Source organism: Leifsonia williamsii (genome assembly GCF_030433685.1).
Lineage (GTDB): Bacteria > Actinomycetota > Actinomycetes > Actinomycetales > Microbacteriaceae > Leifsonia > Leifsonia williamsii.
In genome coordinates, this window is sequence record NZ_JAROCF010000001.1 from 3,107,414 (window position 1) to 3,123,298 (window position 15,885).

Consider the following 15,885-nt stretch of genomic DNA (forward strand, 5'->3'; position numbering starts at 1 on the left):
TCTCCCCGTGAGCTCTCCCGCGCGTCCCGTCCGGCGCCCGCGGCGCGGCATCGGCCACGCCGCGGGCTTCTGGACGGTCGCCGCCGCATTCCTGACGGTGATGGCGTTCGCGACCCTCCCCACGCCGCTGTACGCGCTCTACCAGCGGCGCGACGGCTTCCCGACCTGGGTCATCACGGTGATCTTCGCCGCGTTCGCCGTCGGGGTGCTCGGCAGCCTCTACCTCATCGGGCATCTCAGCGATGTCGAAGGCCGGCGCAGGATGGTGCTGCTGGCGCTGCTGCTCGAGCTCGCCTCCGCCGTGGTCTTCATCGTGTGGCCGGAGGTGCCGGGCCTCGTCGTCGCCCGCGTGGTCTCCGGCATCGGGGTCGGGGCGCTGACCGCGAGCGCCACGGCGCATCTCGCCGAGCTGCGCGCCGTGACGCACCCGGAGGAGGGGTCGCGGTTCCCGGCCATGGTCGCGACCGTGGTGAGCACCGGCGGGCTCGCGCTCGGGCCGCTCATCGGCGGCGTGTTCGCGCAACTGCTCCCGGCGCCCCTGTTGCTTCCCTACCTGGTGTTCGCCATCCTCCTCGCCGTCGCCGCCGTCGCCGTGAGCCGCGTGCCGGAGACCGTGCACCGGCCCGAACCTCGGCCGCGGTACCGTCCTCAGCGGGTGTCGGTGCCGCCCGCAGCCCGCGCCGGCTTCACCGCCGCGGCGGTGGCGGCCTTCGCAGCCTTCTCGGTGTTCGGCCTGTACACGTCCCTCGCGCCGAGCGTGCTCGCCGGCACCCTGCGCGAGCCCTCGCACCTCGTGGCCGGAGCCGTCTCGTTCTCGGTGTTCGCCGCGTCGACCGCCTCCCAGCTGCTCCTCGTCCGCGTCGGCGATCGCGCCCAGCTGGTCGTGGCGCTCGTGCTCGTGCTGGTCGGGCTGCTCGCCCTGGGCGCCGGCGTGCTGCTCAGCTCCCTCGCCGTGTTCGTGGCCAGCGCGCTGCTGACCGGCGGAGGCGTCGGCCTGCTGTTCCGCTCGGCCATCGCCGCCGCGGCCGCCCTCGCCGAGCCGCACCGGCGCGGGGAGGTGCTGGCCACGATCTTCCTGGTCGGCTACCTGGGACTCGCCCTCCCGGTGCTCGTGGTCGGCGCCGCTCTGCTGGTGTGGCCGCTCGTGCCGGTGCTCGTCGTCTTCGCCGCCGCGGTCGCGGCGCTCACGCTCGTCGGCGGGATGCGGATGCTGCGGATCGAGCGCTGACATGGAGCCCGAACCGAGTGCGGCCCGGGCGCCCCGCGGAGATGGCGCCCGCCTGACCCCGAGCGGCCGCGAGCCACCGGGCCCGCAGACGGCCACCTGCGAGCCGTCCATGTCAGCCCGCTTGCACCAGCCCCACCCCCAGCAGGCTACGCGCAGGCCCCCGTGTCAGCCCGCAGCGACCAGCTGCACCCGCAGCGAGTCCACCCGCGTCGCGATGACGTCGTCGGCCGCCCAGCGCTGGGCCAGCCGCGCCAGGATGGCGTCCAGCTCCTGCCGGGTCAGCCCCTCCGCGAGGACGAGTCGGACGACCAGCTCCTCGGCCACCAGCCGGCAGCCCGGATCGCCCGCGACCAGCTCGACGGCGTGCACGCCCAGCTCGGAGCCGATCGACGCGTCGAAGGCCGCGGCCACGACCGGGTCGCGGTCGCTGGGGATCCACCGCTCGCCCTGTGCGACCGCCCAGACGGCCGGGCGCCGGAGCACGAACTCGGTCTCCGACGTGGGGTCGAGCACCACGAGCTCCGTGTCCTCGCCGGCCGCCGCCAACGCGACGCGACGCCCGTCGGCGGGCACCGGGCGGGCCAGCGGGTTCCAGGTCTGCATGGCCGTCACCGACGAGAACACCGGCAGCACCGAGCGCCCGTCGGGACCACCGACGGTCACGATGGAGAGCTCCTGCGACTTGTCGACGCGGAGGCCCGCCTCCGTCTCCCCCTCGTCGCCGAGCTCGGCCACCAGTGGGATCAGCAGCCGGGAGGTGCGGAGGGCGTCGACCACGGCCTCCGGCCCCACCTCGCCCGCGCTGAACGCCGCCAGGGCGCCGAGCAGGGCGGGAGGAGCGGTGCCGTCGTCGTCGCCGAACGGGTTGTCGTCGAAGTGGCGTCCCTCCCACGGCTGACCGGCGGAGTCGGCCGGCCCGTCGCCGAGGGAGGCCGCGAACTGCCGCAGCCGCTCCGACCCCTCCGCGCTCGGGCTGCTGAGGTCGCGCCGGCGGCCGTCGTCGCCGGAGCCGGGCTCAGTACCCTGCGACATCCAGCGCCTCGGGGAGCGTGAACGCGCCGGAGTACAGCGCCTTGCCCACGATCGCGCCCTCCAGCCCGAGCGGCACCAGCTCGCGCAGGGCGGCGATGTCGTCGAGGCTGGAGATGCCGCCCGAGGCGACGACGGGTCGCTCGGTGCGGTCCATCACCTGGCGCAGGAGGTCGAGGTTCGGTCCCTTGAGCGTGCCGTCCTTGGTGACGTCGGTGACGACGTACCGTGCGCAGCCGGCGTCCTCGAGACGGTCGAGCACCTGCCAGAGGTCGCCGCCCTCCCTGGTCCAGCCGCGGGCGGCGAGCGTCGTGCCGCGCACGTCCAGGCCGACCGCGATGGCCTCGCCGTACTGGCCGATGACGTTCGCCGCCCACTCGGGGTTCTCGAGCGCCGCCGTGCCGAGGTTGACGCGGGAGGCGCCGATCTCGAGCGCCTGCTCCAGCGACTCGTCGTCGCGGATGCCGCCGGAGAGCTCGATCTTGACACCGCGCACCTGGCGGATGACCTTCTTCAGCAGCGAGCGGTTGCTGCCGCGGCCGAACGCCGCGTCGAGGTCCACCAGGTGGATCCATTCGGCGCCCGCGTGCGCCCATTCCTCGGCCGCGTCGACCGGGTCGCCGTAGCTGGTCTCGCTGCCGGCCTCGCCCTGGGTCAGCCGCACGGCCTTGCCGTCGGCCACGTCGACCGCCGGCAGCAGCACGAGCTTGGGCATGGTGTTGAATTCGCTCACGATCATTCCTCGTTCTGGTCCGCGGCGCGGACGGTGGCCGGCGGCTCCGGCGACGCGCGCCGGGCCGCTGGGGCCGTTACAGGGTGCCGATCCAGTTGCGCAGCAGCCGGATGCCGGCGCGGCCGGACTTCTCGGGGTGGAACTGGGTCGCGCTCAGCGGGCCGTTCTCGACGGCGGCGACGAAGCGGCTGCCGTGCTCGGCCCAGGTGACGCGGGGCTTCGGGAACGGGCCGCTCGGCTCGAGCGTCCAGTCCTGGGCGGCGTAGGAGTGCACGAAGTAGAAGCGCTCGTCGTGCAGCCCCTCGAACAGGACCGAGTCCTCCGGAGCCTGCACCGTGTTCCAGCCCATGTGCGGGACGACGTCGGCCTTCAGCTGGTCGACGACGCCCGGCCATTCGCCGAGCCCCTCGGTGTGGAGGCCGTGCTCGACGCCCTGCTCGAACAGCACCTGCATGCCGACGCAGATGCCCAGCACCGGCCGGCCGCCGGCGAGGCGGCGGTCGATGACCTCGTGGCCGTGGGAGGCGCGGAGCGCCTCGATGACGGCGGTGAACGCCCCGACACCGGGCACCAGCAGCCCGTCGGCCTCGAGCGCGCGCTTGCGGTTGCCGGTCAGCTCGACGTCGGCCCCGGCCTCCTCGAGCGCCTTGACCGCGGAGTGCACGTTGCCCGTACCGTAGTCGAAGACCACGACATCGGGACGGCGGCTGTCGCTCACAGCGCCCCCTTGGTCGACGGGATGCCCGTGACGAGCGGGTCGAGCGCCTTCGCCTGCCGGAACGCGCGCGCGAACGCCTTGAACTCGGCCTCGGCGATGTGGTGCGGGTCGCGTCCGCCGACGACGGTGATGTGCGTCGTGATGGCGGCGTTGAAGGCGATCGCCTCGAACACGTGCCGCACCATCGAGCCGGTGAAGTGACCGCCGATCAGGTGGAACTCGAACCCGGCCGGCTCGCCGGAGTGGACGAGGTACGGGCGGCCGGAGATGTCGACGACCGCCTGCACCAGCGCCTCGTCGAGCGGGACGAGCGCGTCGCCGTAGCGCGAGATGCCGCTCTTGTCGCCGAGCGCCTGCCGGATCGCCTGGCCGAGCACGATGCCGACGTCCTCCACGGTGTGGTGCACGTCGATATCGGTGTCGCCGGTGGCGCGGACGCGCAGGTCGGTGAGCGAGTGCTTCGCGAACGCGGTGAGGAGGTGGTCGTAGAACGGCACGCTGGTGCGGATCTCGGACACGCCCGTCCCGTCGAGGTCGAGGCTCAGCTCGATGCTCGACTCGCTGGTCTCCCGCTGGATGGTCGCGGTGCGGTTGCTCATGACCGAGAGTTTACCGGGGGCAGGGAGGCCGCCTCCGCCGGTCGGCCGAGCGCCGCGAGGGCTTCGAGGAACGCGGTGGTCTCGGCCTCGGTCCCGGCGGTGACGCGGAGGTGGTTGGGGATGCCGACGTCGCGGATCAGGATGCCCCGCTCCAGCAGCGCCTCGAACACGGCGTGCGGGTCGTCCACCCCGCCGAACAGCACGAAATTGCTGCCGCTGCGGTGCGGGCGGTACCCGAGCCGCGCGAGCTCGGACACCAGCCGATCGCGCTGGGTGCGGATCTCGCCGACCATCGCGAGCATCTCGTCGGCGTGCGCGAGCGCACCGAGCGCGGCCGCCTGGGTCAGCGCGGACAAGTGGTACGGCAGGCGCACGAGCCGCAGCGCGTCGACGACCGCGGGGTCGGCGGCCAGGTAGCCGACGCGCGCGCCCGCGAACGCGAACGCCTTGCTCATCGTGCGGGAGATCAGGAGGCGCGGCCGCCCCTCCAGGAGGGTGAGGGCCGACGGCTGGTCCTCCGGCATGAACTCGGCGTACGCCTCGTCGACGATCACGATGCCGCGGCTCGCGTCATAGGCGGCCTCGATCGTCTCCAGGCTGAGCGGAGTCCCGGTCGGGTTGTTGGGCGCGCAGAGGATGACGAGGTCCGGGTCGCTGCGGGCGATCTCGGAGGCCGCGGTCTCGGGCGAGAGCTCGAAGTCGTCGTCCCGGGCGCCCGCGATGTACTCGGTGCCGGTGCCCGCCGCGAGCAGCGGGTACATGGAGTAGGTGGGCGCGAAGCCGAGGAGGCTGCGGCCGGGCCCGCCGAACGCCTGCAGGATGTGCTGCAGGACCTCGTTGGAGCCGTTCGCCGCCCAGATCTGCTCGGCCGTCAGGCCGTGGCCGAGGTACCCGGCGAACGCCTCGCGCAGCGCCGTGAACTCGCGGTCGGGATAGCGGTTGACACCGGTGACCGCGGCGGCGACCCGGGCGACGATGTCGGCGGCGACATCCTCGGGGATCGGATGCGTGTTCTCGTTCACGTTCAGCGCCACCGGCACGGCCTTCTGAGGCGCGCCGTACGGGGTCCTCCCCCGCAGATCGTCACGGATGGGCAGATCGGAAAGAGATGTCACCGTTCAATCGTAGTCAGCGCACCCGGGCGCTTCCTCCGCGCCGGTCAGCCGCGTGCGTCCGTTCAATGCGGGGCGCCTGCTGCGCCGAGTGGGCTACCGCACCGAGGCGCCTAGCGCGCGGAGTACTCCAGGGGCACGGCGAGCTGCTGGCCCGGCGAGACCACCGCGGAGTCGAGGCCGTTGAGGGTCACGAGCTCGGCGATCACATCACGCGGGTCGGCGTTGGGTGCGAGCTCCTCGGCGATCGACCAGAGGGACTCGCCGGACTGCACGGTGACGTGCTGGAAGGAGACGTGCGCCTGGTCGCCGCTCGCGGCTGCGACACCGCCGTTGAGGGCGAAGACGAGAGCGCCGATGACGAGCGGCAGCGCGATCAGGGTCGAGAGGACAGCGCGCCCGCGTCGGGTGATGCGCAGCCGCACGCGGCCGTTCGCCTGCCCCTTGAACGACGCCTGGCCGTTGAAAGACGACATCGTGACCGTGCTCATGGTCGTGACCTCCTCTGACTCCGCGGATGCGAAGCTGTGTTCCGAATGTATCTTCGAATGTTCGAAACCGCAACCTCCGCATTCGGGCCGATCCGGGTGCCGATTTCGCGACACACTCGAACGAACCTTTGTCTGGCACGCCAGGGGCGGATACAGTTTCGACTGTCTGAGAACAGACAACCAGGCACCACCGACATTCGTTCCGGATGGGCGGCGGGCCGGGCGACGAAGGCCGTGAAGGGACGAGCGTGTCGAACGAGAACCAGGCTCCGCGCGGCGGCACGCGCCGCCGCAAGAACCTCAGCGAGAAGCAGCTCGCGATCCTCGACGTGATCCAGCGCTCGGTGAGCCAGCGCGGCTATCCGCCGAGCATGCGCGAGATCGGCGACGCCGTCGGCCTCTCCTCCCTCTCCTCCGTCACCCACCAGCTCAACCAGCTCGAGCTCAGCGGCTACCTGCGCCGCGACCCCAACCGTCCGCGCGCGCTCGAGATCCTGATCGACCTGCCGGCGAGCTCCTCCGAGAGCGTCGACTACGAGAACCAGACCCCGGTCGGCGACGCCGCCATGGTCCCCCTGGTCGGCCGCATCGCCGCCGGCGTGCCGATCACCGCCGAGCAGCAGGTCGACGAAGTGTTCCCGCTCCCCCGCCAGCTGGTGGGCAACGGCGAGCTGTTCATGCTGAAGGTCGTGGGCGAGTCGATGATCGACGCCGCCATCTGCGACGGCGACTGGGTCGTCGTCCGGGCCCAGAACACCGCGGAGAACGGCGACATCGTCGCCGCCATGCTCGACGAGGAGGCCACGGTCAAGGTCTTCCGCCAGCGCGACGGCCACACCTGGCTGCTCCCCCGCAACTCCAACTTCGAGCCCATCCTCGGCGACTACGCCCAGGTGCTCGGCAAGGTCGTGGCGGTCCTCCGCGCGGTCTGAGCGCAACCCGTCGAGACACGAAGAAGGCCGGGCGGAATTCCGCCCGGCCTTCTCTCGTCATGACCGCGCTCAGCCCGCCGCGGTCACCTCGAACGGCTCGAACACGGCCTGATACTCCGGCATGATCCGGGCCCGAACGCGCGTGCCCTCCTCGGCGTACTCGGTCGACAGCACGCGGCCGCGCTCGTGCAGCGCCGAGATCAGGTCGCCGCGGTCGTACGGCACCACGAGCTCCACCTCGACGGAGGGGTCGGGCAGGAGGCGCGCGATGGCGGCGAGCACCTCGTCCACGCCCTCGCCGGTCCGGGCCGACGCGAAGATCGCGCCCGGCTCCAGCCCGCGCAGGACCAGCCGGTCGTCCGCCGGGATCAGGTCGGCCTTGTTGAAGACCACGATCTCGGGGATATCCCTGGCGCCCACTTCGCCGATCACGTCGCGGACGGTGGCGAGCTGCGACGCGGGGTCGGGGTGCGAACCGTCGACGACGTGGAGGATCACGTCGGAGTCGGCCACCTCCTCCAGCGTCGAGCGGAACGCCTCCACCAGCTGGTGCGGCAGGTTGCGCACGAACCCGACCGTGTCGGCCAGCGTGTACAGCCGGCCGTCGGCGGTCACCGAGCGGCGCACGGTCGCGTCGAGCGTCGCGAACAGGGCGTTCTCGACGAGCACGCCCGCCTTCGTCACCCGGTTCAGGAGGCTCGACTTGCCCGCGTTCGTGTAGCCGGCGATCGCCACCGACGGCACCGAGTTGCGGTTGCGGTTGGCGCGCTTCGCCTCCCGAGCGGGCTTGAACCCCGCGATCTGGCGGCGGAGCTTCGCCATGCGCGAGTGGATGCGGCGACGGTCCAGCTCGATCTTCGTCTCACCGGGTCCGCGCGATCCCATGCCCGCTCCGGCGCCGCCGACCTGGCCACCGGCCTGCCGCGACATCGACTCGCCCCAGCCGCGGAGGCGCGGGAGCAGGTACTCGAGCTGCGCGAGCTCGACCTGCGCCTTGCCCTCACGGCTCTTGGCGTGCTGGCTGAAGATGTCGAGGATCACGGCCGTGCGGTCGATCACCTTGACCTTCACCACGTCTTCGAGCGCACGGCGCTGGCTGGGGGCCAACTCGGTGTCGGCGATCACGGTGTCGGCGCCCAGCGCTGCGACGATGCCCGCCAGCTCCTCCGCCTTGCCGCGCCCGAGGTACGTGCTCGGGTCGGGGTGCGGTCGGCGCTGGAGCAGGCCGTCGAGCACCACGGCGCCCGCGGTCTCGGCGAGGGCGGCGAGTTCGCGCAGCGAGTTCTCGGCGTCCTGCAGCGAGCCCTGCGAGTAGACGCCGATGAGCACGACGTTCTCGAGGCGCAGCTGCCGGTACTCGACCTCGGTGACGTCTTCGAGCTCGGTCGAGAGGCCGTTCACGCGGCGCAGGGCCGCGCGCTCCTCCCGGTCGAACTGCTCGCCGTCGTGGTCGCCGGTGTCGAGGCCGCTCGTCTGGAGCGCCTGCGCCTTCTGAGCGGCGGCGCCTGCGCCGAACAGCGTCACCGAGGCGCGGTTCGCCTCGGTCGCCAGAACGCGCGCGACGACGTCGTCGGCGGTGGTGTCCTGGATGTCTGTCTTATCGGTCAAAATTCATTCCCCTGATCCGGGTTAACCCTAGTTCGTCGGTGTCTAGTACGTTCCTCTTATGGGCAGCGGAGATCACTACTTTTCCCCAGCGCCCGAGAGCGAGACGAACCTTCGGCCGTTCACCGTACGCCTGGCGGGCCAGACGTACGAGTTGGTGACGGCGAGCGGGATCTTCAGCCCCGAGCGCATCGACATGGGTACACGAGTGCTCCTCGACCATGTCCCCCCTGCACCGCCGGGAGGTCAGCTCCTCGACATCGGCAGCGGCTGGGGGCCGCTCGCTCTCACACTTGCTCTCGAATCCCCTCACGCGACGGTCTGGGCCGTCGACGTCAACACCCGAGCCCTGGATGTGCTGCGCAGGAACGCGCAGAAGCTCGGTCTCACCAATCTCAACGCTGTAGGGCCCGACGATGTTCCCGACGATATCGGGTTCACGACGATCTGGTCCAACCCGCCCATCCGCGTCGGCAAGAACGAGCTCCACTCCATCCTGGAGCGCTGGCTCCCCCGCCTCGAGCCCGGATCGGACGCCTGGCTGGTCGTGCAGCGCAATCTCGGCAGCGATTCGCTCCAGCGGTGGATGGACGCCACGTTCCCCGAGCTGACGACGACGCGCGCCGCGACCGCCAAGGGCTACCGGGTCCTCCGCTCGCGCCGCCGCTCCTGACCCCGGTCTCCCCGCCCTCGGCAACCGTCGAGTACGCGGGAATTCGGCCGGAAACAGCCGAGTACGCGCAGAATCCGCGTACTCGCGGGTTCGAGGGGTTCGAGGGGTTCGGCGGGACCGGTGGTCAGGCCAGTTCGAGGGTGCCGGTGTAGACGAGTTCGGCCGGGCCGGAGAGCGCGACGTGCTCGCCGTCCTCCGTGGCGAACATCCGCACTCCCACCGTGCCGCCCGGGACCTCCACACGCCACTGGTTCGGTGCGCCCTGTCCCGCCCAGTAGCGGACGGCCAGCGCGGCTGCCGCCGCACCCGTGCCGCAGGAGAGCGTCTCCCCGCTGCCGCGCTCGTGGACGCGCATGCGGATGCGGCCGACCCCGTCCTTGATGAGCGGCTCGAACGGCACGACGAACTCGACGTTCGCCCCGTTGGCCGGCGCCGGCTCGATGTGCGGGATGTAGCTGAGGTCGGCGGCGTCGAGCTCGGCGTCGTCGGCCACGGCGACGACGACGTGCGGGTTGCCGAGGTCGAGACTGAGGCCGGGGCGCGCCACCGGCAGCTCCCGCGCGCGCACGAGCGGCTCGCCGCCGTCGAGCCGCCAGCGGCCGAGGTCCGCCTGGAAGCCGGTGAGGTTGCGCTGCACGTCCTTGACGCCCGCGCGGGTGCCGATCGGAAGCGTGTCCCCATCGGCCAGCTCGACCAGACCGGTCTCGAGCAGGTAGCGGACGTAGACGCGGATGCCGTTGCCGCACATCTCCGCCGGCGAGCCGTCGGCGTTGTAATAGTCCATGAACCACTCCGCGGCCGGGTCCTCGGCCAGCGCCTCCGCACCCTCGGGGAGACGGCTGGACTTCACCGCACGGATCACGCCGTCGGCGCCGACGCCGAAGTGGCGGTCGCAGACCTCCGTGATCTGGGCGGCGGTCAACGGCATCCGGCCGTCGGGGTCGGAGTAGAGCACGAAGTCGTTCCCCGTGCCCTGACCTTTGGTGAAGTGGAGGGTCGCCATGCTCCCAGCCTAGCGAGCGGCGCCTATCGAGCGGCGCCGAGCCCCGTCCTGGCCAGCGCCTCGGTGACGAGGGCGGGGTGGTCGTAGTCGAGCCAGTGGAGTCCGGGGTAGCGCTTGAACCAGCTCACCTGGCGCCGGGCGTACCGGCGGGTGAGGTGCTGGGTCTGCGCGATCGCCTCCTCGCGGCTCAGCTCGCCACGCAGCTCGGCCAGCGCCTGGGCATAGCCGATCGCACGACTGGCGGTCACGCCGCGTTCGAGTCCCCGCGGGAGGAGTCCGCGGACCTCGTCGAGGAGGCCGGCCTCCCACATCCGCTCCACCCGTGCGTCGAGCCGTTGCACCAGCTGCTCGCGCGGCGCTGCGACACCGAGGAGGTGCACCGGGCGCCACGGCACGGGCTCGTCCGGGAGCGTGCCGCTGACGGGCTGCCCGGTGAGCTCGGCGACCTCCAGCGCCCGCACGATGCGCCGGCCGTTGCTCGAACCGATGCGACGCGCGGACTCGGGGTCGACCTCGGCGAGGCGGCGGAACAGCATCCCCGGCCCCTGCTCGGCGAGCTCCTGCTCCAGCCGCGCCCGCAGCTCCGGGTCGGTGCCGGGGAAGCGGAAGTCGAACACGACGCTGGACACGTACAACCCGGACCCGCCGACGAGGATCGGAACCGCCCCACGCCGCTGGATGGCGTCGATCGCCGCGCGCGCCTCCGGCTGGTACCGCGCCACGGTCGCCTCATCGGTGACGTCGAGCACGTCGAACATGTGGTGCGGCACGCCCCGCCACTCGGACGGGTGCAGCTTCGCCGTGCCGATGTCCATGCCCCGGTAGAGCTGCATGGCATCGGCGTTGACGACCTCGGCGGCGGTGCCCCGCTCGCGCAGCGCGTCGGCGAGAGCGAGGGAGAGGTCGGTCTTGCCCGTGCCGGTGGCGCCGACGATGGCGACGATCGGAGGGGTGGCGGTGAGGTCGGCGGCGGGATCCCCCCCCCCCCCCCGCGCGGGGGGGGGGGGGGGGGGGGGGGCGGGCCCCCCCCCCCCCCGCGGCGGGCTCGGCAGAGTGTCCGGCGGCGGCCGGATGGCCGGCGCGACCGGCGTCGTCGCGACGAGGCGCGGCGGGATCGGCGGCGGCGAGACGACTCGCGGCGGAGTCGGCGGCCTGTGCGGCGTCGACATGGCGCGCGGCGAGATCGGCGGCGCCGGGGTCGGCGGCGTCGACGGGGCCGCCGACCGCGGCGGGCGGGGTGCTCAGCGCTGGCCGTCCGTCGGGTCGTAGATCGGCATGGTGCCGACGCCCGGGGAGGTCAGCGGCTCACGTGTGCGGAGGGTGGGCAGGCCGAGCGACACGCGGCCCGCGCCCGCTCCTGCTCCCGCCGCGCCGGTCGAGCCGTGTGCGGGGACGGCGCAGGAGTCCGCCTGGTCGCGATCCCACGCGTCGCCTGCGCGCGTACGGCGGACCCGCAGCGGCGCGCCGTCGACGGCGTCGGCGATCAGATGGTGCGGAGCGGCCTGCGTGATGTTGACCGTCACGACGTCGCCGGGACGCGGCGTCTCCGATCCCTCCGGCAGCTCGAAGTGCACCAGGCGGCTGTCGCGGGCGCGTCCGCTCAGGCGGCGGGTGTCGGCATCCTTGCGGCCCTCGCCGTTGGCGACCAGCAGCTCCACCTCCGAGCCGATGAGCTTCTGGTTCTCCTCCAGGGAGATGCGCTCCTGCAGGGCGATCAGCCGGTCGTAGCGGTCCTGGACGACCTCCTTCGGCACCTGGTCCGCCATGGTGGCGGCGGGCGTGCCCGGCCGGATGGAGTACTGGAACGTGAACGCGGAGGCGAAGCGCGCCGCCTCGACCACCCGCAGCGTCTCCTGGAAGTCCTCCTCGGTCTCACCCGGGAAGCCGACGATGATGTCGGTGCTGATGGCCGCGTGCGGCAGCCGGGCGCGCACGCGGTCGAGGATGCCGAGGAACTTGTCGGAGCGGTACGAGCGGCGCATGGCACGCAGGATGCGGTCCGATCCGGACTGCAGCGGCATGTGCAGCTGCGGCATGACGTTGGGCGTCTCCGCCATGGCGTCGATGACGTCGTCGGTGAACGCCGCCGGGTGGGGGCTCGTGAAGCGGATGCGCTCCAGCCCCTCGATCTGGCCCGCGGCGCGAAGCAGCTTGCTGAACGCCTGCCGGTCGCCGAACTCGACGCCGTAGGAGTTCACGTTCTGCCCGAGCAGGGTCACCTCGATCGCGCCGTCGTCGACGAGCGACTGCAGCTCGGCGAGGATGTCGCCGGGCCGGCGGTCCTTCTCCTTGCCGCGGAGCGACGGGACGATGCAGAAGGTGCAGGTGTTGTTGCAGCCGACCGAGATGGAGACCCAGCCGGAGTAGGAGGAGTCGCGCTTGGTCGGGAGGGTGGAGGGGAAGGTCTCGAGCGCCTCCAGGATCTCGATCTCGGCGGCGTCGTTGTGCCGGGCGCGCTCCAGCAGGCTCGGCAGGGCGCCCATGTTGTGCGTGCCGAAGACCACGTCGACCCAGGGGGCCTTCTCGAGGATGACGTTCTTGTCCTTCTGGGCGAGGCAACCGCCGACGGCGATCTGCATGCCCTCGTGACGCCTCTTCACGCCGGCGAGGTGACCGAGATTGCCGTACAGCTTGTTGTCGGCGTTCTCGCGCACCGCGCAGGTGTTGATGACGACGATGTCCGCCTCTTCGCCGTTCGCGGGGACGTACCCGGCGGCCTCCAGCGATCCGCTCAGCCGCTCGGAGTCGTGCACGTTCATCTGACACCCGAAGGTGCGCACCTCGTAGGTGCGGGCGCGTCCATCCGGTCGGACGGCGGCGGCCGACGGCTCGATGACGCTGCGCTGCTCGATGATGCTCATGATGGGTTCGATTCTACGTTCGCCGCCGCGCTGATCCGAACCCCGTGCGGGCCGCTACTGGAAGCGGACTCCCCCGCGCCGCCGCGTCGCGAACGCCGCGTCCATCGCCTGACGGACGACGCTCGACCCGTACCCCTTGCGGGCGAGGAAGCCGTGGAGGCGCCGTCGCGCCGTCTCGTCGTCGTACGAGGAGAGCTGCCCGATGCGCTTGACAGCCAGCTCCGTCGCCCGATCGAGCTCGTCCTCGTCCGCGATGTCGGCCAGAGCGGCCTCGATCAGGACGGGGTCGATGTGCCGCCGCTTGAGCTCCTGCTCGATCGCGGACCGTCCGAGGCCCTTGCGACTGTGCTGCGTGAAGGCGAGGCTCACGGCGAGCGACGCGTCGTCGATCACGCCCATCGCCTCCAGCCGGTCGAGCTCCGGGCCGAACACCTCCGGCTCGATCTCGCGCTTGAGCAGCACCTGCTCCAGCTCCCAGCGCGACATCCCCCGCCGGGCGAGCTGCCGGATGGTGACAGCGGTCACCTTCTGCGACTGCCGCTCGGACTCCTCGTCGGACTCGTCCGCGTCGGCACCGCCGACGGCGCGAGCACCCGAGCCCGAATCAGCTGCTCGGCGTCGGCCGGCGGACGACTCGGCGTCACCCCAGGTGTTGTTCCACCGTGTGGCGCCGGGCAGCTCGACGACGGGCCGCGTGGTGACCGGCTCCTCCGGGTCGTCCGCCTCGCCGGCCGCTGACGGCGCCGACACCGACTGCGGCGACACCGACTGCGGCGACGCCGCCGACCGCGGCGACGCCGAACCGGCGGCGCCCCGTGACACCGCGGCACGGCGCAGCGGCGTCACGGGAGCGAGCCGGTCGTCACCGGCGGGCGTCGGGTCGTGCCCCTCATCCGCTGATGGGAATCTCACGACCATGCGGACCTCCTCGGGAGTCGGGTCACCGCGCTCAGGCGCCCTTGCGCGCCTGCAGCTTCTCCTCGATCGAACCGACGTTGTCGGCCGGGGCGGCCTCCGCGTTCGGGTCGGGGATGATGCCGAGCTTGATCTTGATCCGGTTCTCGATCTCGGCCGCGATGTCGGGGTTGGCGATCAGGAAGTTGCGCGAGTTCTCCTTGCCCTGACCGAGCTGGTCGCCCTCGTACGTGTACCAGGCGCCGGACTTCTTGACGATGGCGTGCTCCACGCCGAAGTCGAGCAGGCTGCCCTCGCGCGAGATGCCGACGCCGTACAGGATGTCGAACTCCGCCTGCTTGAAGGGCGGCGCCATCTTGTTCTTGACGACCTTGACCCGGGTACGGTTGCCGACCGCGTCGGTGCCGTCTTTCAGGGTCTCGATCCGGCGGATGTCGAGGCGGACGGAGGCGTAGAACTTGAGCGCCTTACCACCGGCGGTGGTCTCGGGGCTGCCGAAGAACACGCCGACCTTCTCACGCAGCTGGTTGATGAAGATCATCGTGGTGTTGGTCTGGCTCAGCGCACCGGTCAGCTTGCGGAGCGCCTGCGACATGAGGCGCGCCTGGAGGCCGACGTGCGAGTCGCCCATTTCACCCTCGATCTCGGCACGGGGCACGAGCGCCGCCACCGAGTCGATGACGATGAGGTCGATGGAGCCGGAGCGGACGAGCATGTCCGCGATCTCGAGCGCCTGCTCACCGGTGTCGGGCTGCGACACGAGCAGCGCGTCGATGTCGACGCCGAGCTTGCGTGCGTACTCGGGGTCGAGGGCGTGCTCGGCGTCGATGAAGGCCGCGATCCCGCCGGCCCGCTGAGCGTTGGCGATGGCGTGGAGGGTCAACGTCGTCTTACCCGACGACTCCGGACCGTAGATCTCGACGATGCGGCCACGCGGGAGGCCGCCGATGCCGAGCGCGACGTCGAGCGCGATGGACCCGGTCGGGACGACCTCGACGGGGGCGCGCTCGTCGCTGCCCAGTCGCATGACCGAGCCCTTGCCGAACTGACGGTCGATCTGCGCGAGCGCGGTCTCGAGCGCCTTCTCGCGGTCTGCGGGTGATGGCATTGCGGTTCTCCTTCTGAAGGCTTCGGTGACGAGATCGACTGTAGGGGCGACGACCGACACTGGAGCCGCCGGTCACGCACATTGTGGACAAGTCGTCTTCGATGTGCCGCTGTGAAGAAGTCTAGCCAGTTCCGAACATATCTTCGAGGAAATCGCAGCGGCGTGTCGGCCGCGTCAGCGCTTGGGAGCAGGGATGCCCGCGCCGTACCAGCGGGACTGCGGCACGCCGGTCTCGCGGCAGAGCGCGAGCCACACGTCCCGCGGAGGGACCCCCGCATCGAGCGCCTGCTGACCCGTTCGGCCACCGAGCTCCCCGAGCACCAGGTCGGACAGCAGCGTCTGCCCGTAGCCGGACCCGAACTCGTCGGCGATCGCGCGCTGGAACTCGCTGAGCTTCATGGGGTCCTCTCGAACGGGGTGCCGGCGACCGGGGCGCCGGTGGCGGTCAAACGAAGGACGCCCCGCGCGTGCGGGGCGTCCTGTACGGCTCGTGCGGTCCGCGCGATCAGCGCGAGACCAGGTTGGTGTCGAGGAAGTCGTCGGGCACCGTGTCGGGGATGACCGGCTCCAGACCCTCGAGGACCGCGATGCGGTCGCCCACCTCGCGCATGATGACGGACACCGGGGTGTCGAGGGCTTCGGCGACCGAGGCGAGGATCTCGCTCGACGCCTCCTTCTGGCCTCGCTCGACCTCGCTGAGGTAGCCCAGCGCGACACTCGCCTTACTGGCGACCTGTCGCAGCGTACGGCCCTTCTGCAGGCGGAAGTCCCTGAGCACGTCGCCGATTTCCTGACGTACAAGAATCATTCGGAGCCTCCTTCTCTACCCTGCCGGTCCTGTCGATGGGATGCCAACTGTACCTCATCCGTGATGCTCA

18 protein-coding genes are annotated in these 15,885 nt (G+C 71.5%); 4 read left to right on the forward strand and 14 right to left on the reverse strand.

The annotated features are described in order from the left end of the window. The first annotated feature begins 7 nt into the window (after positions 1-7). Positions 8-1,228 (forward strand): MFS transporter, encoded by a 1,221-nt coding sequence (locus P5G50_RS14660; protein WP_301212904.1) that lies wholly within the window; start codon positions 8-10, stop codon positions 1,226-1,228. 165 nt (positions 1,229-1,393) lie between these two features. Here P5G50_RS14660 and P5G50_RS14665 read toward each other — a convergent pair whose 3' ends face one another. The 6 genes from P5G50_RS14665 to P5G50_RS14690 form a co-directional block, all read right to left on the reverse strand. Then, a complete protein-coding gene (locus P5G50_RS14665) occupies positions 1,394-2,260 on the reverse strand; it encodes an SseB family protein (protein WP_301212903.1) in 867 nt (288 codons plus the stop codon). Then, a complete protein-coding gene (priA, locus tag P5G50_RS14670) occupies positions 2,244-2,972 on the reverse strand; it encodes a bifunctional 1-(5-phosphoribosyl)-5-((5-phosphoribosylamino)methylideneamino)imidazole-4-carboxamide isomerase/phosphoribosylanthranilate isomerase PriA (protein ID WP_435870925.1) in 729 nt (242 codons plus the stop codon). Before priA ends, P5G50_RS14665 begins: the two co-directional genes overlap by 17 nt. A gap of 94 nt (positions 2,973-3,066) precedes the next feature. Next, complete coding sequence (hisH, locus tag P5G50_RS14675; RefSeq protein ID WP_301212900.1) at positions 3,067-3,708, reverse strand: imidazole glycerol phosphate synthase subunit HisH; 642 nt, start codon at positions 3,706-3,708, stop codon at positions 3,067-3,069. Beyond that, a complete protein-coding gene (hisB, locus tag P5G50_RS14680) occupies positions 3,705-4,307 on the reverse strand; it encodes an imidazoleglycerol-phosphate dehydratase HisB (protein ID WP_301212899.1) in 603 nt (200 codons plus the stop codon). The genes hisH and hisB overlap by 4 nt, the downstream gene beginning before the upstream one ends. Further along, positions 4,304-5,422 carry a histidinol-phosphate transaminase gene (locus tag P5G50_RS14685; RefSeq protein WP_301212898.1) on the reverse strand — a complete coding sequence of 373 codons (1,119 nt, stop codon included), beginning with the start codon at positions 5,420-5,422 and terminating at the stop codon, positions 4,304-4,306. Before P5G50_RS14685 ends, hisB begins: the two co-directional genes overlap by 4 nt. 110 nt (positions 5,423-5,532) lie before the next feature. Beyond that, positions 5,533-5,910: a LysM peptidoglycan-binding domain-containing protein gene (locus tag P5G50_RS14690; RefSeq protein WP_435870899.1), complete on the reverse strand. Its 378-nt coding sequence runs from the start codon at positions 5,908-5,910 to the stop codon at positions 5,533-5,535. A 248-nt stretch (positions 5,911-6,158) separates the two neighbouring features. On the opposite strand from P5G50_RS14690, the gene lexA reads away from it, so the two are divergent. Then, on the forward strand, positions 6,159-6,842 hold the full coding sequence (gene lexA / locus P5G50_RS14695) for a transcriptional repressor LexA (RefSeq protein WP_301212897.1): 684 nt from the start codon (positions 6,159-6,161) through the stop codon (positions 6,840-6,842). Positions 6,843-6,911: 69 nt separating this feature from the next. Here lexA and hflX read toward each other — a convergent pair whose 3' ends face one another. Continuing rightward, positions 6,912-8,450, reverse strand: a complete 1,539-nt coding sequence (hflX, locus tag P5G50_RS14700; protein WP_301212896.1) for a GTPase HflX — start codon at positions 8,448-8,450, stop codon at positions 6,912-6,914. Positions 8,451-8,508: 58 nt separating this feature from the next. On the opposite strand from hflX, the gene P5G50_RS14705 reads away from it, so the two are divergent. Next, positions 8,509-9,120 carry a class I SAM-dependent methyltransferase gene (locus P5G50_RS14705; protein ID WP_301212895.1) on the forward strand — a complete coding sequence of 204 codons (612 nt, stop codon included), beginning with the start codon at positions 8,509-8,511 and terminating at the stop codon, positions 9,118-9,120. A 124-nt stretch (positions 9,121-9,244) separates the two neighbouring features. Here the strand turns inward: P5G50_RS14705 and dapF are convergent, their stop codons facing one another. Beyond that, positions 9,245-10,123: a diaminopimelate epimerase gene (dapF, locus tag P5G50_RS14710; RefSeq protein WP_301212894.1), complete on the reverse strand. Its 879-nt coding sequence runs from the start codon at positions 10,121-10,123 to the stop codon at positions 9,245-9,247. Positions 10,124-10,146: 23 nt separating this feature from the next. Beyond that, on the reverse strand, positions 10,147-11,067 hold the full coding sequence (gene miaA / locus P5G50_RS14715; RefSeq protein ID WP_301230653.1) for a tRNA (adenosine(37)-N6)-dimethylallyltransferase MiaA: 921 nt from the start codon (positions 11,065-11,067) through the stop codon (positions 10,147-10,149). A gap of 127 nt (positions 11,068-11,194) precedes the next feature. On the opposite strand from miaA, the gene P5G50_RS14720 reads away from it, so the two are divergent. Next, complete coding sequence (locus P5G50_RS14720; RefSeq protein WP_301230657.1) at positions 11,195-11,392, forward strand: hypothetical protein; 198 nt, start codon at positions 11,195-11,197, stop codon at positions 11,390-11,392. On the opposite strand, the gene miaB is transcribed toward P5G50_RS14720, so the two are convergent. The 5 genes from miaB to P5G50_RS14745 form a co-directional block, all read right to left on the reverse strand. Continuing rightward, the gene (miaB, locus tag P5G50_RS14725) at positions 11,365-12,984 is read right to left on the reverse strand and encodes a tRNA (N6-isopentenyl adenosine(37)-C2)-methylthiotransferase MiaB (protein ID WP_301212512.1); all 1,620 of its coding nucleotides are present in this window, start codon (positions 12,982-12,984) and stop codon (positions 11,365-11,367) included. The two genes, P5G50_RS14720 and miaB, sit on opposite strands and share 28 nt — an antisense overlap. 54 nt (positions 12,985-13,038) lie before the next feature. Further along, positions 13,039-13,902: a regulatory protein RecX gene (locus P5G50_RS14730; protein ID WP_301212511.1), complete on the reverse strand. Its 864-nt coding sequence runs from the start codon at positions 13,900-13,902 to the stop codon at positions 13,039-13,041. Between the two features lie 31 nt (positions 13,903-13,933). After that, a complete protein-coding gene (gene recA / locus P5G50_RS14735) occupies positions 13,934-15,007 on the reverse strand; it encodes a recombinase RecA (RefSeq protein ID WP_301212510.1) in 1,074 nt (357 codons plus the stop codon). Between the two features lie 174 nt (positions 15,008-15,181). Next, positions 15,182-15,406: a DUF3046 domain-containing protein gene (locus tag P5G50_RS14740; protein WP_301212509.1), complete on the reverse strand. Its 225-nt coding sequence runs from the start codon at positions 15,404-15,406 to the stop codon at positions 15,182-15,184. Between the two features lie 106 nt (positions 15,407-15,512). Continuing rightward, a complete protein-coding gene (locus P5G50_RS14745) occupies positions 15,513-15,815 on the reverse strand; it encodes a helix-turn-helix domain-containing protein (RefSeq protein ID WP_301212508.1) in 303 nt (100 codons plus the stop codon). Positions 15,816-15,885 lie beyond the last annotated feature (70 nt).

Excerpts from the sequence above, each read along its gene's own strand:
- P5G50_RS14740 (WP_301212509.1), bottom strand. The coding sequence starts at position 15,406 with ATGAAGCTCAGCGAGTTCCAGCGCGCGATCGCCGACGAGTTCGGGTCC.
- recA (WP_301212510.1), bottom strand. The coding sequence starts at position 15,007 with ATGCCATCACCCGCAGACCGCGAGAAGGCGCTCGAGACCGCGCTCGCG.
- P5G50_RS14690 (WP_435870899.1), bottom strand. The coding sequence starts at position 5,910 with ATGAGCACGGTCACGATGTCGTCTTTCAACGGCCAGGCGTCGTTCAAG.
- P5G50_RS14665 (WP_301212903.1), bottom strand. The coding sequence starts at position 2,260 with ATGTCGCAGGGTACTGAGCCCGGCTCCGGCGACGACGGCCGCCGGCGC.
- P5G50_RS14705 (WP_301212895.1), top strand. The coding sequence starts at position 8,509 with ATGGGCAGCGGAGATCACTACTTTTCCCCAGCGCCCGAGAGCGAGACG.
- miaB (WP_301212512.1), bottom strand. The coding sequence starts at position 12,984 with ATGAGCATCATCGAGCAGCGCAGCGTCATCGAGCCGTCGGCCGCCGCC.
- priA (WP_435870925.1), bottom strand. The coding sequence starts at position 2,972 with ATGCCCAAGCTCGTGCTGCTGCCGGCGGTCGACGTGGCCGACGGCAAG.
- P5G50_RS14745 (WP_301212508.1), bottom strand. The coding sequence starts at position 15,815 with ATGATTCTTGTACGTCAGGAAATCGGCGACGTGCTCAGGGACTTCCGC.
- P5G50_RS14730 (WP_301212511.1), bottom strand. The coding sequence starts at position 13,902 with ATGGTCGTGAGATTCCCATCAGCGGATGAGGGGCACGACCCGACGCCC.
- dapF (WP_301212894.1), bottom strand. The coding sequence starts at position 10,123 with ATGGCGACCCTCCACTTCACCAAAGGTCAGGGCACGGGGAACGACTTC.
- hisB (WP_301212899.1), bottom strand. The coding sequence starts at position 4,307 with ATGAGCAACCGCACCGCGACCATCCAGCGGGAGACCAGCGAGTCGAGC.
- P5G50_RS14720 (WP_301230657.1), top strand. The coding sequence starts at position 11,195 with ATGGCCGGCGCGACCGGCGTCGTCGCGACGAGGCGCGGCGGGATCGGC.